This window comes from Seinonella peptonophila (genome assembly GCF_900129355.1).
Taxonomy (GTDB): domain Bacteria; phylum Bacillota; class Bacilli; order Thermoactinomycetales; family Thermoactinomycetaceae; genus Seinonella; species Seinonella peptonophila.
The window spans coordinates 116818-139887 of the sequence record NZ_FQVL01000007.1 but is presented as its reverse complement, the minus strand read 5'-3'; the positions used below and the strand labels follow the sequence as shown (position 1 = coordinate 139887).

Sequence of the window (23070 nt, the reverse complement as noted above, 5' to 3'; positions counted from 1 at the left end):
ATGAAAATATCTAATTTCCAAGATATCACAAGATAGTTAAATTGTCAAGAAATTAAAATTAACATCTTAGCACACTTAACTAATCTGAGTCAACAATTATTTTACATATTATCAGGAGTAAACAATTTGCCAAAAAATTGGCACATAAGATATAATATAGATAACTCGCTCCGTACTCAAAAAGAGGTGAAGAGATGGATGAGAAACAACAGATCAGGGAGTTCCAGCGCAAAGTGGAGCAAACCTTATTCCGGCATCGCAGCTTCTTAGATGTGACCTCGATGCTTCAGGAATCGAACGCACGTCTGACACGCTCGGTCATGAGAGCAGTTACAGAATGCGGCTGTATTGAGATTCGTGCTTCTCGCCAAGAATACTCCAAAGGTTTACAAAATTCAATTCACAAATATCGAAGTCACCTTTATCACAATTTATGCGAATCATGCACCGATCTTGTCTCAACAGAAATGGGAAAACATCTTTTTTACTTTACCTCACTTTGTAGCCTTCTTGAAATCCCTCTGTCCCAAATTTTCAAACAGGAGTTAAAAAATCTATCGACCCTTGGTTTTTTCTATTTGCGATAAAAAACAACCCATCTAAATGGATTGTTTTTATACTGAACATTATTTCAGTTCTTCAAGCGGTTTATCTTCATTTTCCGCCCTACGCTTACGATCAAAAGTTACTTTGATCCCATAAAGAGCATAGATGACAAGTGGTATAAAGATTAGTTTAGGTAGTTCCTGTGGATAAAAAAAGGCAGCTCCTGCAAGCGCAAGCAAATACAAAGGTATGACCACATAGAAAATTTTTGGAAATCCAACCTTTTTAAAAGCAGGATATTTAATTTGACTGACCATTAAATAAGAGAGCAACAAGACAGCCGACATCAATAAATAGTCGCTTCCCATATAATCATTATAGAGGGCTACTGTTGCCAAAATCCCACCCGCAGCAGTAATCGGCAAACCAGTAAAAAATCCAGGCTCACTCTCCTGTACATTAAAACGGGCTAACCGCAATGCTCCACAAATAGGAAAAATGGCTGTCAAAAACCATTGTTCAGGGCCTCCATATTGGAATACAGAAACATACATGATGATTGCTGGAGCGACACCAAATGTAATCACGTCCGACAATGAATCCAATTCTTTACCAAATTCGCTCTCGGTTTTTAACATCCGTGCGACCCTTCCATCGAGTCCATCAAGTAGCATACCAATAATGACCATAATTGCAGCAAACTGCCATTCTGAACGAAAAGCTAAAATAATTGCGATAATCCCCAAAAATAAATTCCCAACGGTAAAGCAGCTAGGCAAAGCTCTAGCAATCATAAATAGGAACCTCCTAAAACATATCGACTCTAAAAAGAGCAGATTATCAGCTTACTTCGTAATATCTTATTCAGTTGATATTCATTATGAAATATTCCGTTTGTACACAAGATTGTAGAAAAAAACTCACATTTTGTATGTAGTTTTATTCTAGGTTATTTTAGATATGTCTGTCAATAAAGACTTGTTCTTGGATTCGCTTCAATCCGTCTTTAATGGTACGCGCGCGAACATCGCCAATTCCCTCGACTTCATCTAGTTCTTGAATTGAAGCAACCATCATTCGGGATAATGTTTCAAATCTAGCAACCAATTTCAATATAATATTATTAGGTAAACGTGGTATCTTACTCAACATTCGAAAGCCACGTGGCGACACAGGAATCTCATGAATATTCATCGCGCCAACATAACCCAAGATTCTTGCTAAGTGTGTATGCTCAAGCAATTCATCCGCGGAGAGCTTCTTCATCTCACATAGCACCTCAGAAGGTGTTGGGTCGCCTAAATCCGCAGAGTAATCCCTAATTAAAAGATATGCCTCTTCCTCTACTTTGGATACTAACTCCTCCAATTGCATACGAATAAGCCGACCTTCTGTTCCTAGTTCACTAATATAACTCTCAATTTCATTCTTTACACGCAACACCATCTCAACTCGCTGCAAGACCATGACTACCTCGTAAAGTGTAACCAGTTCCTCAAACTCTAATGCGCTCAAGTCTGTTGCGGATTGGTCAAGGTTTGATTTGTACTTTTCCAATGTTTGAATTGCTTGATTTGCTTTGGTTAAAATGACCCCAATATCTTTTAGTGCATATGAGGTCACTCCCTTATAGAGCGTGATAATATTACGGCGTTGAGAGATCGAAATCACTAATTTATCCGTTTGTTTTGCGGTGCGCTGAGCTGTCCGATGTCGAATTCCTGTCTCTGTTGATGGGATAGAAGAATTGGGCACTAGTTGCGTATTTGCATATAAAATTTTGCGGCCATCATTGCTTAAAATAATCGCACCATCCATTTTAGCTAACTCATACAAATGAGCAGCCGAAAATGGACTATCAATATGAAAGCCTCCATCAACAATATCTTTTACTTTTTCATCAAAACCGACAACAATTAATGCGCCTGTTCTCGCTCCTAATACATTATCAAGCCCTTCACGAAACTCAGTTCCCGGAGCGATCAAACGCAATAAATCCGCCGGTATTGGAACGGACTCATTCGTCGTCTTCATCGAAATTACCCCCTCAATGCCACTGCCAGTGCTTCTTGAAGACTACTAACTCCCACGCATTCCAATCCATCAGGTATCGTTAATCCCCGATGATTTTTATCTGGGAAAAAAACACGGCGAAAACCCATGTTCTTTGCTTCAGACAACCGCTGTTCAATTCGAGAAACGGCTCGAACCTCACCCGTTAAACCAATTTCTCCAATAAAAAGATCTCCTTCTTGAACAGGGGCATCACGAAAGCTGGAAGCAAGTGCAATAGCAATGGCTAAATCAATTGCAGGTTCATCTAATCGAACCCCACCGACCACATTGAGATAGGCATCTTGGCTTTGTAAGAAAAAGCCTAAGCGTTTTTCGAGTACAGCCATAATCATGGTGACACGATTATGGTCAACGCCTGTCGCCATTCGTTTAGGACTCGGGAAGTTAGTTGGAGCAACTAACGCCTGTAATTCAACAAGAACAGGGCGAGTTCCTTCTATACTCGCTGTTACCGCAGTACCAGGAACACCATTAGGGCGACCCTCTAGAAAAATCTCTGAAGGATTTCCTACCTCTACTAAACCCTGTTCTTTCATCTCGAATACACCAATCTCATTTGTAGAGCCAAATCGATTTTTCACAGCTCGCAAAATGCGGAATGTATGATGTCGTTCACCTTCAAAATAGAGTACGGTATCCACCATATGTTCCAACATTCGTGGACCTGCGATAGCACCAGATTTCGTTACATGCCCCACGATTATAACTGCGATGCCTTGTTGCTTCGCAAAGCGCATTAATTGACCTGTACACTCTCGAACTTGTGAAACACTTCCAGGCGCAGAGGTAATCTCAGGATGAAACATCGTCTGAATAGAATCTATCACTAACACTTTGGGAGGATGTTCTCTTAATAATTCCTCCACAGCAGTTAAATCAGTCTCTGCGGCCACTTCTAATCCTTGATGAAGCGCCTGTAATCGCTCTGCGCGCAATCGAATTTGCTCTGTTGACTCTTCACCTGTCACATAAAGGACGCTTTCTCCCTTTGCAGCGAGGCAATAAGAGGACTGTAAAAGAAGCGTCGACTTCCCAATGCCTGGATCACCACCCACTAAAATAAGTGATCCAGGAACTAATCCTCCCCCCAATACGCGATTATACTCTCGAATCCCTGTGTCAAATCGTGGTCGATCCATTCCTTTTACTTCTGTAATAGGAATTGCCTGTTCTTTCTTTTTCGTATTCATAGGCTGCATATGCGGTCTTCCGCCTGTAATCTCTTTTTCCTCTACTAACGAGTTCCAAGTATTGCAGCCGGGACAACGACCCATCCACTTAGGTGTCTCATATCCACACTCACCACAGACAAACTTTGTCTTTGTTTTTACCACCACTGGCAACCTCTATTCATTAGATTTCATTTATTTCTGCACATATCTATTAGAAATCTTGACTTGTATCTTAGGGGAAATGAAGTCTTGCTGCGCGTTCTTATCTTGAAGATCAATGATCTCAGACCTTCTGACTTTTTTATTATATCATGCGAAAAAGAAAAGCCCTACCACCTTCCCATTTCTTAGCTGAAATAAAACCAACAACATAAAAAATTATTCGCAAAACAGAAAACCTCCGCTTTAATAAAGCGAAAGTTTTCAATGAAGTTATAAATCTATTCGTTTTTTATTTTATATAATTCTATCACTATATATGAATCTTATGTCTTCCTTCACATCATGTGATCACCCAAGCAAATTCAAGCAAGAACAAATAAAACCCCTACTCATGGGAGTAGGGATTGGATGGATCAAGGAAGAGGACTCATTTATTAACTTCACTTGCTGACTTTCCTGCTGATTTTTCGACGTTTAACTTACCATCTTTCTCATCAATCACAACTGTATCGCCTTCTGAGATTTGACCGCTCAACAATTCTTCAGAGAGTCGATCTTCGATATTTTTCTGAATGGCACGACGTAATGGACGAGCACCATATGTGGGGTCAAATCCTTCTTTGGCAAGGAATTTCTTCGCTGCATCGGTCAGGCTAAAGTAGATGTTTTGCTCTTTCAGGCGTTTTCGTAAGTCTTCAGACATGAGCGAAACAATCTCCTGAAGATGCTCTTCTTTTAACGAATGGAAGACGATCACATCGTCGATCCGGTTTAGGAACTCAGGACGAAAACTTTTCTTTAGCTCTTCCATCACATTACTCTTCATTTGTTCATATTCATCTTGGCTTGTATCACCTGTGACAAATCCAAGACGAGAATTGGTACGGATGGTTGAGGCACCGACATTGGAAGTCATAATGATAATGGTGTTTCGAAAATCTACTGTACGTCCTTTAGAATCAGTCAATCGCCCATCTTCTAGCACCTGAAGCAAGACATTGAAAACCTCAGGATGCGCTTTCTCTACCTCATCAAAGAGTACAACAGAATATGGTTTACGGCGTACTTTCTCGGTTAACTGTCCACCTTCATCATAACCCACATATCCCGGAGGAGAACCAACCAAACGACTTGTCGTATGTTTCTCCATGTATTCTGACATATCAATGCGAATCATTGCATCTTCATCACCAAACATAGCCTCAGCAAGTGCACGAGCAAGTTCAGTCTTCCCGACACCTGTAGGTCCAAGGAAGATAAATGAACCAATGGGTCGTTTGGGATCTTTTAGACCTGCACGCGCCCGGCGAATCGCTCGGGAAATTGATTTTACTGCCTCTTCTTGACCAATCACACGTTTATGCAAAATCTCTTCCATGCGTAACAGACGATCCGTTTCTTCTTCAGCTAGCTTACTAACAGGAATCCCTGTCCAGTTGGCCACGACATCTGCAATATCTTCAGCAGTCACCTCAGAATCAGTCTTACCTTGATCCTCTTTCCAGTGATTCCTGGTTTGTTCCAGTTCTTCACGAAGTTTCTGCTCTTTATCTCGCAAAGATGCTGCTTTTTCAAACTCCTGACTTTGTACAGCTGCATCCTTCTCTTTTTTTACTTCTTCCATTTTCTGTTCCAGCTCTTTTAATTCTGGTGGTACCGTATAAGCGGAGAGCCTTACTTTTGAAGCAGCTTCATCAATGAGATCAATTGCTTTATCCGGCAAATAACGATCTGTTATATAACGATCAGACAGACGTACTGCTTGTTCAATGGCTTCATTGGTGATTTTTACGCGATGATGTGCTTCGTACCGATCACGCAGTCCTTCTAAGATTAAAATGGCTTCCTCTGCGGTTGGCTCGTCAACAGTGATCGGCTGGAATCGACGTGCCAGCGCTGCATCTTTTTCAATATACTTTCTATACTCATCCATTGTCGTTGCTCCCACACATTGCAGCTCACCTCTAGCAAGTGCAGGCTTTAGGATGTTTGAGGCATCAATTGCGCCCTCAGCTCCCCCAGCGCCAATTAAAGTATGCAACTCATCGATAAATAGAATAATATTTCCAGCTTGTCGAATTTCATCTGTAATCTTTTTCAATCGATCTTCAAATTCACCACGATATTTTGTTCCGGCGACGACTGTTCCCATATCAAGTGTCATTACTCGCTTGCCACGCAATGTCTCTGGAATCTCACCATCCACAATCCGTTGCGCCAATCCTTCAGCAACTGCGGTTTTCCCTACCCCAGGTTCACCGATCAAGACTGGATTATTCTTTGTACGTCTCGACAGTACTTGAATAACCCGTTCAATCTCTTGGCTTCGTCCGATCACTGGGTCAATATTACCATCGCGCGCTGCTGTAGTTAAATCACGAGCTAATCCATCCAATGTTGGCGTATTCGCATGTGAGCCACCACTTTGGTGTGAAGAGAGGGACTCATTATTTCCTAGTAGCTGCAACACTTGTTGTCTTGCCTTATTTAAACTTACACCTAGATTATTTAGGACACGAGCAGCTACTCCTTCACCTTCACGAATTAAACCAAGTAAAATATGTTCTGTTCCTACATAAGTGTGACCTAACTTTCTCGCTTCATCCATCGATAGCTCAATCACTTTTTTTGCACGGGGTGTATAGGCGATATCTAGTGGCTGACCTGATCCTCTAGGAATTAAAGCCTCCACCTCTTTTTGAATTTTTTCCAACCCTAGACCCAAAGCGATCAACGCCTTAGAAGCAATCCCTTCTTCTTCTCTTACTAAACCTAGTAAAATATGTTCTGTCCCTACATTGTTATGCCCCAAGCGGACTGCTTCCTCTTGTGCAAGAGAGAGAACTTTTTGTGCTCGTTCCGTAAATCGACCAAACATCATTTGGAACCCACCTCTTATCCTATATGATTACTTATCTATTCCCATTCTGTTCATATCCCAAGGATAAACGTTCCCGAATCAATATGGCTCTTCGGATATCGCGTTCACCCGCGTCAAGCCGCTTTCCAGCATATTGTTGTAAGAAACCGGGCTGAGTCATCACCATTAACTCATTCATTACGTTTGACGGAACCTCAGTAATCAGACCCATATCGATTCCAAGTCGAACATCGGATAAAAATTTCATCGCTTCTCGCGTATCGATAATCCGACCATATTTTAATTGACCGTAAGAACGAAAAACACGATCTTCTAATTGAATGGGAGATGCTTCTTTTAATCGTTGTCTTGCGTATTGTTCGTGTTCAATCATTTGCATCACGACGCCTTGCAACTTATCAATAATTTCTTCTTCTGACTGCCCCAAAGTAATCTGGTTTGATACCTGGTAGAGATTTCCTAGCGCTTCACTACCCTCCCCATAGATGCCTCGAACGGCTAAGCCAACTTGGGTGATGGCAGGAAATAATTGATTTAACTGTTGTGTCATAGCAAGCGCAGGTAAATGAACCATCACCGATGCGCGAATTCCAGTCCCCACATTCGTGGGGCAACTCGTTAAGTAACCTTGTTTTTCATCAAATGAGAAGGAAACAAACTGCTCAAACCAGTCATCGAGCGCATCCGCCATTTTCCATGCATCATGAAGCTGTAAACCAGGAAATAAACATTGAATTCGCAAATGGTCTTCTTCGTTAATCATGATACTTACTGCTTCATCTTGACTGAGAACAACGGCACCAGACAAAGACTCTTCGGCAAGGTGGGGGCTAATCAGATGTTTCTCCACGAGTACACGCTTTTGCAAATCAGTCAAATCTTGCATATGAATCAATTCAGCTTGACCTAGCACTCGATGATCTTGAGAATTTTCCAATGTCTGTTCAATCTTACGTACCACTTCACGTGCATGTGAATTGGCACTTAACATCGGAAATGGCATACCTGTTATATTTCGAGCTAGGCGTACTCGACTGCTAAAGACGATGTCAGAGTGTGGACCTTTAACACGCATCCATTCACTCATAGCATGTTCAATAAAATGATGGAGTGACATATTCCACCTCTCCCTAACTTTGGAGTCTTTCTTCTATTTGACGAATTTGATCTCGGACTTGTGCAGCCCGCTCAAACTCCTCATTTTGAACCAGACGAACCATTTCCTGCTTTAATTCATCCAATTCTCGTCTCATTTTCAACTTACCTTCTGTTCGCACGGGAACTTTTCCACGATGAATGGTATGTCCATGCATCCTACGAAACATCGGATCAAGATATTCTTTAAATGTGTCATAACAATCACTACAACCAAACCGTCCAACCTTACTAAACTGTTGGTACGTTAAGCCACACGTTGAGCAACGAATAGTTTGAGGCTGAACTGTTGTATTTGATTCACCTGTACCTGATCCAATATCAAAATTAAGCAAGCCAGAGAGCAACTGGTGAAAAGAAAAACTGCTATCCATATCTGGCAATTGCTCTTCCTTTGCTTTCGCACACACTTCACAGATGTGGAACTCCGATTTTTTACCATTTACAATCTTTGTATAATGAAGCGTGGCCGGACGTTTCCCACATTCAGGACAAAGCATCGACCATCACTCTCCTCTATTTGTAAATAACGTGGTAACAAGCATACGCATCATTCGAGCACGTACTTGATCGCGTAAATGAACAGGCAATTGCAACGTCTCCCTTGAAATCAATCGTTTCATCAATAAAGCTTCCCGCCGATCCATCATCCGGCTTTCGAGTAACCTTGTGATCAAGTGTTCGGCGGTTACCTGGGGAATCGATTGACCAATTTGATTCAAACAATCGACAAAATGCTCAGCTTCATCATCAAGACACACTCTGCGAATTCGGATATATCCGCCACCACCTCGCTTACTCTCTACGAAGTACCCTTTCTCAATTGTAAAACGAGTGCTGATAACGTAGTTGATCTGCGAAGGAACACATTGAAAGAGATCGGCCAATTCATTACGCTTGATCTCTATCTCTCCTGAACGACTTTCATTCAGATTTTGCTTGAGATAATATTCAATGACGTCCGAAACACTATTACTCATCGGACTACCCCCTGCTGACTTTGACTAACTTTGACTTTTGTAGTTTCTATTATAACGAATCTTTTTTTATTTGCCAAGACCTATTCCAATTCTATTCTTTCTCTTTGCCACTCATTTCATTCAAACAATATTCATTCTGTTTGAATCGATTGAACACCATCAATTGTACGTATCTCATCACACAAATCTTCAACTTTCACTTCTTCATTCATCATCACTGTAAATTGAATTTTAACGTTTGGTTTCGCAACCCCATACTGTTTGATATCAATTTTTTGCACACTGCCACCTAAGTCGACAAATGCATTTGCCAGCTCACTTAATTTTCCCCGTTGATCTTCAATTTCCATTGTAAATACCCGTAATCGATTCTTTCTTAACGCCCATTGATCAACTCGATTTAAAACTTCTAGGCTTACTAATACGAGAGCTGTTGCTAATACGGCACCAAACATAAATCCTGCCCCTACAGCCAACCCAATTCCTGCCACGACCCATAATGAAGCGGCTGTCGTCAAACCACTTACTGTTACGCCTTGACGTATAATTGTACCCGCTCCTAAAAATCCAATTCCGCTCACCACCTGCGCCCCGATCCTGGATGGATCAAAGCGAACATTTGGCGAATTCATAAATTCACCAAAGCCATACACTGAAATCAGCATGATTAATGCTGAACCTACACAGACAAGGATATGTGTACGAAATCCAGCAGGATGATTATCTCTTTCTCTCTCCCATCCGATCAATCCAGCTAGCAAAGCTGCCAAAAACAGACGTAGCGTAATTTCGAAGTAAGGAACATTCCATAGAAGCGACACCATCGCATACCCCTTTCATAAGATTTCGATAATAAATGAAACAAAGCTGCCATTAAGAGCGCTATCCCTCTTAAAGACGCAGCTTCACAACATATTTGGCTGGTTGCATTCGCTTAGTTTCGCTCGAGTACATGCAATAACTCAGGAAATTCATAAATGAGATGATCCGCTTGCTCCAACTCATCCAAAGCAGAAAAACTACGGAATCCAGTATAGCGACATCCAATGCTCAATAAATAATTTTCTTTTCCAGCAACAATATCTGACCGCCGATCCCCAACCATCATTCCACTTTGTATATGATGATCATCTAAGCACCGTTTCACCAGTTCTGTTTTCGAGGTAGTCTGATATCTAGAAGCTGTATAAATCCCTGTAAAGAGGCTTAAAATCTCTTCTGAATGTAAGACATGTTCGACATATGCCTCTAGACCATTGCTAGCAATCAGCAATTGATAACCTTGGTCTTTCAACTTATTTAAAGTTTCAACCACTCCTGGATAACATGCACCAGCACCTTGATTGATCCATTTGATCTCCTCTTTTAATAACTGCTGATCTGCTAACTGACGAACCTCTTCATTTGCATCAGGAAGTAATCTTGACCAAAATTCAGCACCTGTCAAACCAAATTGTTGTTCAAATACTTGATCTGCGGGAATCTTTCCTTGATAAAGCCCTTGATCCTTTAGCCACTCAAAAGTAGCGCGAAATGCTGGAACTGCTACTTTTTCCGTTTGATATATCGTTCCATCTAGATCAAAAATGATTGCTTGCATATTTGAGTAGCTCCTATCTTCTTATAAATTCTCTTCCTTCATCCAATGTCAATCTATGATTTCCTATAGAGGAAACTTGATGATCGACTGTTGCTATATGACTACAATGTAAAATTCATATATTTAAATAGCAGTTTCTTTAAATGAACGGGGCACTTCTATTATACAAATGAAATACATCAGATACTAAATTGATTTTAACATTAACATTATGATTCTCTACATTCAGTGCGAATAAAATAGTGGTGACTCCGATTTAGACAATGATTATGGATAGATGCCGAATAATCACCTACTTATCCTCATCGTCAAAGTGAACACTAACAATATATTTCCTTAACTAAAGCCTTTTCTTTAATGCGTAATTGGTAAATCACTATTAGTTACATATTCCCTAACTAATCGGTAGACCTGTGAACAGAGGATGACATCCTAGCTTCGCTGCTTGTTGTTATATCACACTTGTTATATCGTACTATTTGAATCCAATACGGTGATCGATCAAAACTCCTACCTTACTTGCAAAACCTTCGTACAATTATCCTATCTTGGAGGTGAATCGCGTGTCCTATCATCGTTTACTTATTACCTGTGTTTTCCTTATCGCAGTAGCTTTAACAGGGTGTAGCAAATCAACAAATCAACATGATCATGAACACACCTCTCATCAAATGCAAACCGCTTCTACACCTTTAACAATTGTTTTTCAAAAACCTACTGCTCCTCATGTCAACCAAAAGATTACACTTAACGCACAAGTCAAACGCAAACAAGAACCAATCAAAGATGCACAGGTAGAATTTGAAGTGTGGTCAAACGACAAAAATAAACAGAAAGTAAAGGCAACTCAGCCATCGTCTGGTCATTATGAGTCATCGATCCAAGTGAAAGAAGAGGGAGATTACAACATCATTGTTCATGTTACAACACCTAAGGAACATCAGATGATCTCTGATCATTTTACCGTGGGACAATGAGGGAACAATCATCTAAAAATCTATCCACCCAACATCATTAATTATATGGCTTTAAAATATCGGATGGTCAGCCAGAACTTGACTGCAATAATAAGTGAGGCTGACCAAATAGATAATCAATCCTACATAAGCGCTTCCAAAGGCTAATCGTACCTTTGTAGGCACTTGATAATATTGATTATCATGGAAGAAAGAACGACGAAAATAGATTTGCATCTTTAATCGTACATAGCGCCTTTTCAACTTTACTTCCTTTAGTTGAACCTCGAACACTTCTCCATTTAGCTGTCCTTCTGGTAAACGTTTTATCTCACCTACTCCAGGTAAAGAAATCGACGTATATACAATTCGATCTGACCGTTGGCAAAATTGGTGAAAATCCAGTTGTATACTTCGATTCATTAATGATTGAATCAGTTTATCCCATTCAGCTTGATTCAACTTTGCACGATTTACTTTACTGATTGATCGAAGCAGAAATTTTTTATTTCCATCATCCTGATGATTTAATCTCCATTCTCGTACAAAAAAGAGCAATACCATTACCATGAGGTAGCTTTTTAAAAAAAGCATAAACCCAATTCCCAAAAGCAGCCCTACCAGCCACAACCACCGAGAAATAGCTGTAACAATTCGACCTCCATCTAGCGGAGCGATGGGAATCAGATTAAATAAGTTTAATAAAAAACCTAAAATCGCCAACCAATAAAGCTCTTGTCTACCTGTAAACCAAGCGATTAAAAACATTGTAGTTGCCCCGATTGTCCCAATCAAAGGTCCCCCATATGCTATAAAGGCTTCTGTTTGTGCATTTTCTGGTAATTTCCGAAAAGAGATGAGAGCTCCAATAAAGGGAATAAAGGCTGGAGCTGTGACGGAAATTCCTTTTTCTCGCGCCGCCCAAACATGCCCCATCTCATGCGTAAATAACAACAATACAAAGCCAATGGAAAACCACCATGAGTATACATAGGCATAGACAATCGCTGAGATCAACATAGTAAGAACAGTTCCTCCATAGCGATTCAATCGAAAGATGTCCACAATCGAACGCCAACCGGTCGATTTAGATAACAATGATGATCCCTCCGATATGCTGGTAAAAAGTCACCCAGACTGATTCACTGATTTCCATATATTTAAAAGTCTCTCTTTATTGTAACAGAACAAAAAAGAAGGAGTGATCTCCTTCCTTCTTTTCTTCTTTTATAGACTATAGTTTTTATAGAAATTACGAAGGATTACCAAAGATAGAACGAATGGCGTACATGGTGCGTATGGAATACATAATAAAACGGAGAATAAAACAGCTCCTTTGGTACCAAATCGATCTTTCATTTTGGCGAAAAAGTAAGCAAAATCGGTTTTACCTGTCTTCCCAACCGCAGCTTTGCTATATATACGAAAGGATGGAGCCATCGCAGAAATAAGATAGATCAAAGGAAGTGCAATAAATGCGGTATTCAAATAGCTAAAATTGTAAATATCTATACCAACCAGAAACATGATACTTAAAGCGAACATCCACCAACTACCTGTAAACTTACGTTTGCCATGACTCTGAATTTCCATATGAAGTCGATGAATATCATTTCGCAATTCAATATCTTGGATTGGCAGTCGTCTTGCTCGATCTAAAAACACCTTGGCTCTTTTTAGATCTGCATTACGTGTAGGATATCGTCCTGGAGGAAGGTAGGGGTTTCCAGCAGGGACTTGTGTCCAGCCACTACAAGCCATTTCTAGATAAGCTTGTGCTAACTCTCTTAGATATTCTCGATTATCCGGGTTGATTCGAACACAGGTTTCTAACAACTTTAATCCTTCGATCTCTTCGCCTTGCTTTACGAGCGTAGACCCTAGATAAAACCGATAATCAATATTATCTGGATCAAGCGTAGTCGCTCGTTTAAAATGATGCCGCGCACGCTCCCATTTGCCTTGTTGAGTAAAAATTTTCCCTAGCTGGGCAACATATGCAGCATTTTGTGGATCAAGGTCTAGAGACTTTACAAAGGCAGTTGTAGCTTCATGGTAATCCTGCATCGCGATTCTGACCTCACCCATAAATGCCCAGACAGTGGCCACCAATTCAGCTTCTTTTATCAAGCGCTCTGCAATCTCCAGCGCCTCAGATAAACGATTCTGCTGTAGATAATCCTCGCCTTTGGCTATGAGTAAAACCCGATCTTCATCTGAAATCTTAGGACTTGACGGCTCTACTTGTTCCTCTACAGCTGCTGCTACATCATCATGATCATCATCGAGACTTGAAATAAACTTCACTTGTTCCCAATCGACTTGTTGAAAATCAGACTTCGCAGATGCTTCTTGTGAAGCTTCTGTCTCATTCTGCTGTTTATCAAGGAATTCTTGGAGAGCTTTATTGTATTCATTCCGCCTTCCTTCATCGAGCAAAGTCTCTTCAACTTCTTCTAGAAGACGTACCATTCGCTCTGCTTCTTGTCTTCTCTCGATTTGAGGAGCGTTCGTTCGGTGAGACCAAAGTCTCATTTTTTGATTTAGCTCTCTTCTCAGCACATCGATTGGGGCATCGATCGATAGACCTAGTAATTCGTAATAGTTCTCCATCGTTTAAACTTTCCTTTAGATCAAATTTTAACTAATGGCTAACTTACCTACGCGATCTTGTTTCTCCTGCACTTCTGCTTCGGTGAGATTTGAAGTTCGCTCTATATCTAGCTCCCCAATCAATTCATCCTTAGATGAATCAACCACTGAAACATGAATAATTCCATCGCTATCATATTCAAAGATTACCTCAAGCGGAGCGCCTTTTGGATATTCAGGTAAATCAATTAACCCTTCCCCTACGATTTTTACATAATCAAGATCAGTATCTTCACCTTCGGTAACTTGAATATGCAATTGGGTTTGTCTTTCGACAGTCGTAGTATAATGTCCACTCACGCGGGCAGGAATCACAGTATCTTTTTTTAAGACGATTGAATTAACCTCGTGACCATCATCTTCTAAGGCAACGACTCCTAAGCTATGTGAGTTCACATCTTCTACTTCTACAACAGGGAATGCTTGACTTCCTTTAAAATCCGTTCGACCTTCTTTTGCATAGATGATCGCACCTTGAATAGCGGCTCCCATCGCAACGACTTCATCTGGATTCACATCTACTGATGGTTTGATCCCCGTTAGATTAAAAATGGAGTCTGGGATGGAACGCATACGAGTCGATCCACCAACCATTAAGATTCGATCAACATCACTCCATTTTAGTCCAGCATCTTCTAGCACATATTGCATAATGTTTTGCGTTTGTTTCACAAGATGTTGAGTCAAGTCTTCAAATAGTCTTCTGGTTAAACTGATCGAAGCGTTTACACCACCTGCAGATAGGAATACAGTGGTACGATCACGAGCAGAAAGTGTCTTCTTGGCGATCTCTGCTTTTTCGCGCAAGTCCTGTTCCAACATAGGGTCATCAAGCAAATCAATGCCCCCTTGCTGCTGAAACTCTTCGTTTAGATAGTTCATAATTGCGTTGTCCCAATCAAAACCGCCTAAGTTACGCGCACCACCTGTTGATAAAACACGCAACCCTTTTGGTGAAAGGCGCATAATGGTAACATCAAACGTTCCTCCACCAAGGTCATAGACCAAAATGGTTTGGGTTTGGTTCAATTTATCTAACCCATATGCCAACGCGGCAGCCGTCGGCTCATTGATAATTCGCAGTACATTTAACCCAGCGATTCGACCTGAATCCTGTGTCGATTTACGCTGTGCATCATCGAAATAAGCTGGTACAGTAATCACTGCATCTTCAATATCTTCACCAAGAAAGGTTTCCGCATCTTCTTTTAATCGACGAAGGACCATTGCTGAAATCTCTTCAGGTGTATAGGCCTCAGCATTCTCAGTGCGAAATTTCCATGATTTATCTCCCATTTGACGCTTTACAAATTGAATCACATTAAATGGGTTGGCAACTGCTGATCGCTTTGCAATACTACCAACAATCGGATCTTCCCCTTCAAATAAGACAACAGAAGGAGTAATTCGCTCTCCTTCACGGTTTGTTAGTATTTCAGGTTTTCCATATTCATTCATTATCGAAATCGCTGAATAAGTAGTTCCTAAATCGATTCCGACGACTCTACCCATTTTGATTCACTCCTTTTTACACGTCTTCCTTTCCTCAAATAATAGCAACCACCCTATGATTCGCTTAAAAACGAGAGATAATTCTTAACAATTGCGCAATCATTCCGTAGTTTATATTAACGCACTACCATCCGAGTCACCATCTTGACCTTTCTGATGCTGTGATCCATTCTCTTATGGCTACGTCCAGACGTACTTTCGTTTCAACTGTGTCGGTACGATTCGAGATGCTATTATTAATGGGATTGCTAACTTACTTATGTATTTTCAGCGAATCGCTCGTCTGGTCGACTGAAGAAAACGAAACCGTTTTTCATGAATACCAGGTGAGTCATGTAACCGAATTCCCCCATCGGCGTATCTACTGGCTCATTTTTCTATTAACCTTGGAATTTCTTAATTACAACTTCCTCTGGACGTAACACCATATCTTGAAAGCGGTAACCATCACGTCGAATCCCCACAACCAGATTATCCTCAGATGGGTTATAAGTTGGTTCTGTATCAACGACTTTTTGAAAAGTTGGGTCAAAATATTCTGGCGTATGTTCGATCTGCTCTACACCACGTCGATATAAAATCTCTAACACTTCGTTCTTCAGTGTTACCATAATATTTTCAACTTCGGGAGAAGCAGCCCCATTCTCTTCTAAATCAAATTCGATTTGTTCCATACGATCTATTAATAAAATCAGATCGATATAAAGTGGACGCAGCTCATTAAATGTTTGTTCCTGCTTTAGCTCCTCCATCTCCTGATAGAGGCGATCAAAAGCCATCTCTTTTGTTTTATCGTAACTTAATCTTCGCTCAAACAGGTGAACAAGGGAAGCAAAATTGGTTTGAAGATTTGACAAAAAAGAAAATAGCTGCTGTTGTGATCGGTCAATCGGTTTTAAAGGAGCTTGCTGCCGATCCATCTTTTGCGGAATCATTTGTTTTTTTCCGGTTATACTCAGTTCAGGGTCTGAAGAAGACGGAACTTGAGGAGCCTTCTTTGAGCTGTCATATCTCTCTCTCTTAAAAACCATAGGCATACCTCCCTACTACTATTTTACAAAAGATGTGCTCTGATTCCTAGTTATGGATTTGGTTAAAAACCATTTCCGTATAAACTGATCATCTACACCAGAATATGTTCCATCATTTCCAGTTGCTTAAACATCTTTAGTTTTATATAACAGTCTGATATTGATTTCGAAATACGTCATACATTTTGCAAACAATTTGAAAAAGATGACTGGCGAGATCGTTACAGACTATCTAGCTACTTTTCATTGGTTTGAAGATTTTACATTGCAGACCTTTTCCTACAATAACTCTATATCTTCAGTTTTCATAGGAGTCAATCTCTTTCACGGACATTATAGTCGGTTTCTCATTATCAGACAAGCTATATTAACCAATAATTATAGCTCTAGTTGACGAGATGACCAATACTATTATAAAGAATTTCTACTAAAAAATGTCCTTTTATGTTTATTTAAAAATCTTAGAGTTAAATTATCTATAAAAACATCTCCAAATTGCAAAACAAAGGAAACCTATTTTTTTCCATAAATACAGAAAAATCATACAAAAGGGTTCGGGCAGGAAAATGCGATTTATAACTATACTCCAACAATCTGATACTTGGAATATATCAGTCTTTTATATTTTCATTAAGTTAATTTATTTCATTATATATCATTTGAATGTGCTTTATTGATGCCAGTGTAGTAGACAGATAAAATCATATTTAAAGTTATCTTATCATACGTATCTCAAAGCTATTTTGTAGATAAATATATGAAACAAAAGAAATGGCCAAAATACTAATAGATCTTAAGGAATGGATTGAAAGAAGGGAATAATATGGGGAGAGATAGGAAATTTAGTACATTTGACTTATTCCTTTGCACCAAAAAGCTTATTATTCAAACAGGCTATGAAGGGTTTACAATTGGTCAATTAGCAACACAATTAAATGTTTCACGGGCGGCAATTTATAAGTATTATCAAAATAAAGATGAATTGTTATTAGATTTTATGATAGAGGAAATGAAAAATACTTTGAAGAGTTTTTCTTCTATTCCAGAGGAATTACCTTTTCTAGAAAAGGTAAACACCCTTTTGCAAAAAATATTTATGTACAAGGATTTGCATTTAATTCTTGGAATTCAGGAAGTCATCCCCACCAAAGGCGCACCACTTTTGGAAGGAAAGAAAAGACATCTTTCTCTTATGCATCGCGAACTATATAAACCTCTTATCCATTTAGTACAGCAAGGCAAATCAGAAGGCTATATCGAGATGGATCTACCGAATGACCTTTTACTAGGATTTATATTTCAAAGTATTTCTATTCCTAATCACTCAGGAATGGACACTGAAAAAGCGTTCTTTTATACGAAAAAGTTGATTCTAAATGGAATTCTAAAAAACAAGTGACACATGTGTAACTTATATGTATAATAATCTATGTGTAAACATATAAGTTATTTTTTTATCCAAAGTGACACATGTGTAACTAAAAATCGGAGGGAGAGTTTGAACTTGTTTTTAGCAATAAAAGAATTAAAGCATGCAAAATTTCGTTATGTAATGATGAGCATCATCATTATTTTAATTGCATGGCTTGTTTTTATCTTATCAGGACTGGGAAATGGCCTTTCAACTCTAAGTGCTGCATCAATTAAAAACCTAGATGCAAATTATGTTGTTTATGAGAAATCTGCTAGTGCTACTTTTAGTAAATCGATTCTTTCTGGCGATTTAATCAATGAAATTAAAAAAAATAAAGATGTAGAGGATGCAGCTGGCTTTGGATCTTCCATGGCATCTATCTCCACAGAAAAAACGGGTAATGCTAACAAGAAAACAGATGTGGCACTACTTGGAATCACCGTAGGCTCATTTATTGAACCAAACGTCATAGAAGGGAAAAAGCTGTCAACTGGTGATAAATTTGGTGTTCTAGCTAATAAGAGTTTAAAAGACGCAGGATACAAAATAAACGATGAACTACTTGTTTCTAATTCTAAAATGAAGTTAACAATTATTGGTTTTGTTGAAAATGAAACGTTCAACCATTTACCTGTATTATTTACAAATCTGAATACATGGAGAGATTATCAATTTGCAGCACCAGGGGCTGATAATGGTGTAAAAAAACCAGTTCAAGCCGTCACTTTAAAAGCACCTCATTTAAATGCCGCAAAACTTGATAAAGAGATTAAAGGAATTGAAACTGTTACAAAACCAGTAGCTGTAAATGGGATGCCGGGTTATAAGGAAGAAAGTGGAACCATTCTAATGATGCTTGTATTCCTAATGGTTATTTCAGCATTTATCATCGCAGCTTTCTTCTACGTGATTACGATTCAGAAAACCTCACAATTTGGTGTTATGAAAGCTATTGGTGCATCAAATCGATTTATTTCAAAGGCAATTGTCTCACAAGTTTTTATTCTATCCTTTTCTGGCATCATGATAGGGATTGGTTTAACATACTTAACAGCTCTTGCATTTCCCAAAAACATGCCCTTCGATTTAGATGTGAAGCTTGTTGTCTTATATGCACTTTGTTTATTAATGATTAGTCTTTTGAGTTCAATTATTTCTGTTCGACAAATTGCCAAAATTGATCCGCTAACAGCTTTAGGGAGAGTGGAATAGATGAGTGGTATTCAGTTACAACAGGTTACGAAACAATATAGAGAGGGGTCATCTATTATAACAGCTTTGCAAGAAGCTTCTATTACAGTCAATTCTGGAGAGCTGGCAGCAATTGTCGGCCCTTCTGGCTCAGGAAAAAGCACTTTACTATCAATTATTGGTGCATTAATAAAGCCAACGTCTGGAAACGTGATGGTAAATGGTCAAGATGTAGGAGCATTAAGTCCGAAGCAATTAGCAAACTTTCGTTTAAATGAAATAGGGTTTATTTTACAATCATCAAATTTAATTCCTTATTTATCTGTACTTGATCAGTTGATTTTGATTAATAAAATGTCAGGGAAATCGAGTAAACAGGATCATCAGTTTGCAATCAATTTATTAACAGAGCTGGGGTTGGGTAATAAGCTCACGAAAATGCCCCACGAATTATCTGGTGGTGAGCGTCAACGCGTAGCTATATCTCGTGCCTTATTCAACCAACCAAGCGTTATTCTTGCTGATGAACCGACAGCAAGTTTAGATTCTAAGCGTGCTCATGAAGTTGTAAAATTAATTGCCGCTGAGGTAAAAAAGCGGCAAAAAGCAGCCATCATGGTGACACATGATCAACGTATGTTAACTTATTGTGACCATGTATATCATATGGAAGATGGGAAATTAATACCAAAGGTAATGCAAAGCTCAATTATTAAATAATTTATTAATTTGATAAAAATTAAATAAAAGGGAGAAATGATCATGTTTGTTATTACAAATCGCATTAAAACACAAAAAGGATTCGCCAAACACATGGCGCCAACTTTCACAGCGAACCAACAAATTCATCAATTCGATGGCTTTATTAAAACCGAAGTGTTAGTTTGCAATCATAATAAGGATTTTGATGAAATGAATGTGAATATGTATTGGGAAACCTTAGAAAGTTTTAGAGTTTGGCGTGAAAGTGATGCGTTTAAAAATGCTCATAAGCAACCTACTGAAGGCAAGGGATCGAAAGAATCTCCTATACTCGGAAGTGAAATTATTATTTCTGAGCTTGCTTCTACAACCGAAAAATAACCGTACCAATCGTTGCCACTAAGAAAGAAAAGCTAGGTTTCTCATTTTCCATTGAGTACCTTAGCTTTTCTTATTTATATTCCTAATGTGTTAAATTGGCATTTCCCAAAGGCGCCCACTACACCTATGTTTACAACTTTTTTATATCTCTATTCCCTTTCTCTCATATGTGGGAAGAGAAGCACATCACGAATAGATGGCTGATTGGTTAACAACATAACCAAACGATCTATGCCGATTCCTAATCCGCCTGTAGGTGGCATACCATGTTCCATCGCTTCGACAAAATCTTCATCCATTGGGTGAGCTTCATCATTACCAGCTAGTTTCTCTGCTACTTGTGCAGAAAAACGCTCTCGTTGATCAATGGGATCATTTAATTCGCTAAACGCATTGGCATGCTCACGCCCCACAATAAACAGCTCAAAACGATCAGTAAAACGAGGGTCTTGTTCATTTTTCTTCGCTAATGGTGAGATTTCAACAGGATGACCATAGACAAAGGTAGGTTGTATTAATTTTTCTTCCACTCTTTGTTCGAAAAACTCATTAACGATATGACCAAAGCTCATATTATCCTTGATCTCAATTTGATATTCTTGCGCAAGTTTCCGTGCCTCTTGATCACTTTTGACTTGTTTCAAATCAATTCCGACATACTCCTGAATCAAGTCTGTCATAGAACGACGTGCCCAACGCGGGGTTAAATCAATCTGTTCTCCTTGGTATTCGATGATCGAACTACCTGTTACACGCCGGGCAATAATCGCGATCATCTCTTCCGTCAGATCCATCATATCATGAATATCAGCATATGCTTCATAAAGTTCCATCATGGTGAATTCTGGATTGTGACGAGTTGAAATGCCCTCATTTCGATAGGTACGACCAATCTCATATACTTTTTCAATCCCACCAATAATCAAGCGCTTATGATATAGTTCAAGAGCGATGCGCAGATATAGAGTCATATCTAGGGCATTATGATGAGTTGCAAAGGGTCTAGCATGTCCGCCACCTGGAATCGTTTGTAAAGTAGGGGTTTCTACTTCTAAAAAGCCTTTGTCATTCAAATGCTCTCGCATCGCACTCACAATTCGACTACGAGCAATAAAAGTATCTTTGACATCAGGATTCATGATCAGGTCAAGATAACGCTTCCGATAACGTTGTTCTACATCTTTTAGTCCATGATACTTTTCTGGAAGTGGACGCAATGATTTACTTAAAAAAGTAAACTGACTTCCTCTGACGCTTAATTCGCCCCGATTTGTCTTAAATAAAGTACCTTGTACTCCTACAAAATCGCCGAGATCTGTCAAGCGAAAAGCTTCATATGCTTTCTCTCCAACTTGATCGAGTCTTACATAAATTTGAATCTGTCCACTTACATCTTGTAGATGAGCAAATCCAGCTTTACCTTGTCCGCGTTTTGACATGACCCTTCCCGCTACTGTTACCGTTACTTCTTGCTCACTAAGCTCTTCCTTGCTGTAAGCATCATATGCATCTAGTAACTCTTTCGCTAGATGGGTGCGTTCAAATTTCGTGCCAAACGGATCAATGCCCATCCCTCGAAGCCGATCTAGCTTCTCTCTTCGCACCTGCTCTTGGTCTGTCAATTCTTCAATACTCATTTTTTCCACCATCCATATTCCGCTTAATTTGCTACCTGCTCTAATGAGCGATTTGCTACACTCATCAACAATTGAGCCATTTCATCCCTTGATTCAGTTGCATTCACATGATCTTTGATTCGTGCAGCACCACGTAACCCTTTTAAATACCAAGCGGCATGTTTTCTCATTTCACGCACAGCTACTTGTTCCCCACGTAATCTAACAAGCCGATCCATATGCAACACTGCGATTTCCATCTTTTCTTGAGCTGTTGGTTCAGCAAGTAGCTGACCTGTTTCAAGATAGTGAACCGTTCGATAAAGCATCCAAGGATTGCCCAATGCAGCACGTCCGATCATAACTGCATCACAGCCAGTCTGCTCTAACATCCGCTTCGCATCCTCAGGGGAAGCTACATCGCCATTCCCGATTACAGGGATCGAGACGTTCTCTTTTACCTGTCGAATTCTGTTCCAGTCAGACTTACCTTTATACATTTGTACTCTTGTTCTGCCATGTACAGCGACTGCTTGACCTCCAGCTGCTTCAACTGCTTGTGCATTCTGCACAACATAAATATGTTCATCATCCCAACCAATTCTCATTTTCACCGTCACAGGTTTCTCAACAGCCTGCACTACAGCATGAACCATACGATAGATTTTATCCGGATCAAGCAACCACTTGGCTCCAGCGTCACATCGCGTTACTTTTGGCACAGGGCAACCCATATTAATATCGATGATATCGGCATTCGTATGTTGATCCACCACCTGTGCAGCCTGAACAAGACTCTCCTGATCACCACCAAAAATCTGCAATGATAGAGGCTTTTCTCGCTCATCTACATAGAGCATCGCTTGTGTTCTCTTATTGCCATTCATGATTGCCTTATCACTCACCATTTCAGCACATACCAATCCAGCACCAAACTCTTTTGCGATTAAACGAAATGCTGGGTTACACACACCTGCCATCGGCGCTAGCACAACTCTATTTTTTAGCTTGATCGGTCCAATTTGAAACATGCAAACTGCCTC

General features: G+C 39.6%; 21 protein-coding genes. 6 read left to right on the top strand and 15 right to left on the bottom strand.

Features of this window, described 5'->3' with window-relative positions:
* The first annotated feature begins 194 nt into the window (after window positions 1-194).
* A complete protein-coding gene (locus BUB71_RS12395) occupies window positions 195-587 on the top strand; it encodes a hypothetical protein (RefSeq protein ID WP_073155145.1) in 393 nt (130 codons plus the stop codon).
* A gap of 39 nt (window positions 588-626) precedes the next feature.
* On the opposite strand, the gene pssA is transcribed toward BUB71_RS12395, so the two are convergent.
* The 9 genes from pssA to BUB71_RS12350 all read right to left on the bottom strand — a co-directional run bounded on the left by pssA (window position 627) and on the right by BUB71_RS12350 (window position 10572).
* A complete protein-coding gene (gene pssA / locus BUB71_RS12390) occupies window positions 627-1340 on the bottom strand; it encodes a CDP-diacylglycerol--serine O-phosphatidyltransferase (protein ID WP_073155144.1) in 714 nt (237 codons plus the stop codon).
* Window positions 1341-1500: 160 nt separating this feature from the next.
* Entirely contained in the window at window positions 1501-2580 is a 1080-nt protein-coding gene (gene disA / locus BUB71_RS12385; RefSeq protein WP_073155143.1) for a DNA integrity scanning diadenylate cyclase DisA, read from the bottom strand.
* Window positions 2581-2585: 5 nt separating this feature from the next.
* A complete protein-coding gene (gene radA / locus BUB71_RS12380) occupies window positions 2586-3956 on the bottom strand; it encodes a DNA repair protein RadA (RefSeq protein ID WP_073155234.1) in 1371 nt (456 codons plus the stop codon).
* Between the two features lie 427 nt (window positions 3957-4383).
* On the bottom strand, window positions 4384-6837 hold the full coding sequence (locus BUB71_RS12375; RefSeq protein ID WP_073155142.1) for an ATP-dependent Clp protease ATP-binding subunit: 2454 nt from the start codon (window positions 6835-6837) through the stop codon (window positions 4384-4386).
* Window positions 6838-6868: 31 nt separating this feature from the next.
* The gene (locus BUB71_RS12370; protein WP_073155141.1) at window positions 6869-7954 is read right to left on the bottom strand and encodes a protein-arginine kinase McsB; all 1086 of its coding nucleotides are present in this window, start codon (window positions 7952-7954) and stop codon (window positions 6869-6871) included.
* 13 nt (window positions 7955-7967) lie between these two features.
* Window positions 7968-8492: a protein-arginine kinase activator protein McsA gene (locus BUB71_RS12365; protein WP_073155140.1), complete on the bottom strand. Its 525-nt coding sequence runs from the start codon at window positions 8490-8492 to the stop codon at window positions 7968-7970.
* A gap of 6 nt (window positions 8493-8498) precedes the next feature.
* The gene (locus tag BUB71_RS12360; protein ID WP_073155139.1) at window positions 8499-8972 is read right to left on the bottom strand and encodes a CtsR family transcriptional regulator; all 474 of its coding nucleotides are present in this window, start codon (window positions 8970-8972) and stop codon (window positions 8499-8501) included.
* Between the two features lie 131 nt (window positions 8973-9103).
* Window positions 9104-9796 (bottom strand): MgtC/SapB family protein, encoded by a 693-nt coding sequence (locus BUB71_RS12355; protein WP_073155138.1) that lies wholly within the window; start codon window positions 9794-9796, stop codon window positions 9104-9106.
* A 110-nt stretch (window positions 9797-9906) separates the two neighbouring features.
* Window positions 9907-10572: an HAD hydrolase-like protein gene (locus BUB71_RS12350; protein ID WP_073155137.1), complete on the bottom strand. Its 666-nt coding sequence runs from the start codon at window positions 10570-10572 to the stop codon at window positions 9907-9909.
* Between the two features lie 563 nt (window positions 10573-11135).
* Here BUB71_RS12350 and BUB71_RS12345 point away from each other — a divergent pair.
* Window positions 11136-11549 carry a FixH family protein gene (locus BUB71_RS12345; RefSeq protein ID WP_073155136.1) on the top strand — a complete coding sequence of 138 codons (414 nt, stop codon included), beginning with the start codon at window positions 11136-11138 and terminating at the stop codon, window positions 11547-11549.
* Window positions 11550-11600: 51 nt separating this feature from the next.
* Here BUB71_RS12345 and BUB71_RS12340 read toward each other — a convergent pair whose 3' ends face one another.
* The 4 genes from BUB71_RS12340 to BUB71_RS12325 all read right to left on the bottom strand — a co-directional run bounded on the left by BUB71_RS12340 (window position 11601) and on the right by BUB71_RS12325 (window position 16723).
* On the bottom strand, window positions 11601-12626 hold the full coding sequence (locus BUB71_RS12340; protein WP_073155135.1) for a site-2 protease family protein: 1026 nt from the start codon (window positions 12624-12626) through the stop codon (window positions 11601-11603).
* Between the two features lie 129 nt (window positions 12627-12755).
* Complete coding sequence (locus BUB71_RS12335; RefSeq protein ID WP_073155134.1) at window positions 12756-14141, bottom strand: tetratricopeptide repeat protein; 1386 nt, start codon at window positions 14139-14141, stop codon at window positions 12756-12758.
* A 27-nt stretch (window positions 14142-14168) separates the two neighbouring features.
* Window positions 14169-15692, bottom strand: coding sequence for an Hsp70 family protein (locus BUB71_RS12330; protein ID WP_073155133.1), 1524 nt, complete (start codon window positions 15690-15692; stop codon window positions 14169-14171).
* Window positions 15693-16072: 380 nt separating this feature from the next.
* Window positions 16073-16723 carry a nucleotide exchange factor GrpE gene (locus BUB71_RS12325; protein WP_073155132.1) on the bottom strand — a complete coding sequence of 217 codons (651 nt, stop codon included), beginning with the start codon at window positions 16721-16723 and terminating at the stop codon, window positions 16073-16075.
* A gap of 805 nt (window positions 16724-17528) precedes the next feature.
* Between BUB71_RS12325 and BUB71_RS12320 the strand changes: the two genes are divergently transcribed.
* From BUB71_RS12320 to BUB71_RS12305, 4 genes are all read left to right on the top strand, one after another.
* Window positions 17529-18122, top strand: coding sequence for a TetR/AcrR family transcriptional regulator (locus BUB71_RS12320; RefSeq protein ID WP_139279088.1), 594 nt, complete (start codon window positions 17529-17531; stop codon window positions 18120-18122).
* A gap of 99 nt (window positions 18123-18221) precedes the next feature.
* Window positions 18222-19349: an ABC transporter permease gene (locus BUB71_RS12315; protein ID WP_340148301.1), complete on the top strand. Its 1128-nt coding sequence runs from the start codon at window positions 18222-18224 to the stop codon at window positions 19347-19349.
* On the top strand, window positions 19350-20048 hold the full coding sequence (locus tag BUB71_RS12310; RefSeq protein ID WP_073155129.1) for an ABC transporter ATP-binding protein: 699 nt from the start codon (window positions 19350-19352) through the stop codon (window positions 20046-20048).
* A 42-nt stretch (window positions 20049-20090) separates the two neighbouring features.
* A complete protein-coding gene (locus BUB71_RS12305; RefSeq protein ID WP_073155128.1) occupies window positions 20091-20411 on the top strand; it encodes a heme oxygenase in 321 nt (106 codons plus the stop codon).
* Window positions 20412-20560: 149 nt separating this feature from the next.
* On the opposite strand, the gene lysS is transcribed toward BUB71_RS12305, so the two are convergent.
* On the bottom strand, window positions 20561-22048 hold the full coding sequence (gene lysS, locus BUB71_RS12300; RefSeq protein ID WP_073155233.1) for a lysine--tRNA ligase: 1488 nt from the start codon (window positions 22046-22048) through the stop codon (window positions 20561-20563).
* Between the two features lie 23 nt (window positions 22049-22071).
* Entirely contained in the window at window positions 22072-23058 is a 987-nt protein-coding gene (gene dusB / locus BUB71_RS12295) for a tRNA dihydrouridine synthase DusB (protein ID WP_073155127.1), read from the bottom strand.
* Window positions 23059-23070 lie beyond the last annotated feature (12 nt).

Bases quoted from the DNA above. Each gene is read 5' to 3' on its own strand.
- lysS (WP_073155233.1), bottom strand. From the start codon at position 22,048: ATGAGTATTGAAGAATTGACAGACCAAGAGCAGGTGCGAAGAGAGAAG.
- BUB71_RS12335 (WP_073155134.1), bottom strand. From the start codon at position 14,141: ATGGAGAACTATTACGAATTACTAGGTCTATCGATCGATGCCCCAATC.
- BUB71_RS12375 (WP_073155142.1), bottom strand. From the start codon at position 6,837: ATGATGTTTGGTCGATTTACGGAACGAGCACAAAAAGTTCTCTCTCTT.
- BUB71_RS12325 (WP_073155132.1), bottom strand. From the start codon at position 16,723: ATGGTTTTTAAGAGAGAGAGATATGACAGCTCAAAGAAGGCTCCTCAA.
- pssA (WP_073155144.1), bottom strand. From the start codon at position 1,340: ATGATTGCTAGAGCTTTGCCTAGCTGCTTTACCGTTGGGAATTTATTT.
- BUB71_RS12310 (WP_073155129.1), top strand. From the start codon at position 19,350: ATGAGTGGTATTCAGTTACAACAGGTTACGAAACAATATAGAGAGGGG.
- BUB71_RS12330 (WP_073155133.1), bottom strand. From the start codon at position 15,692: ATGGGTAGAGTCGTCGGAATCGATTTAGGAACTACTTATTCAGCGATT.
- disA (WP_073155143.1), bottom strand. From the start codon at position 2,580: ATGAAGACGACGAATGAGTCCGTTCCAATACCGGCGGATTTATTGCGT.
- BUB71_RS12395 (WP_073155145.1), top strand. From the start codon at position 195: ATGGATGAGAAACAACAGATCAGGGAGTTCCAGCGCAAAGTGGAGCAA.
- BUB71_RS12305 (WP_073155128.1), top strand. From the start codon at position 20,091: ATGTTTGTTATTACAAATCGCATTAAAACACAAAAAGGATTCGCCAAA.
- BUB71_RS12365 (WP_073155140.1), bottom strand. From the start codon at position 8,492: ATGCTTTGTCCTGAATGTGGGAAACGTCCGGCCACGCTTCATTATACA.
- BUB71_RS12355 (WP_073155138.1), bottom strand. From the start codon at position 9,796: ATGGTGTCGCTTCTATGGAATGTTCCTTACTTCGAAATTACGCTACGT.
- BUB71_RS12370 (WP_073155141.1), bottom strand. From the start codon at position 7,954: ATGTCACTCCATCATTTTATTGAACATGCTATGAGTGAATGGATGCGT.
- BUB71_RS12350 (WP_073155137.1), bottom strand. From the start codon at position 10,572: ATGCAAGCAATCATTTTTGATCTAGATGGAACGATATATCAAACGGAA.
- BUB71_RS12360 (WP_073155139.1), bottom strand. From the start codon at position 8,972: ATGAGTAATAGTGTTTCGGACGTCATTGAATATTATCTCAAGCAAAAT.
- dusB (WP_073155127.1), bottom strand. From the start codon at position 23,058: ATGTTTCAAATTGGACCGATCAAGCTAAAAAATAGAGTTGTGCTAGCG.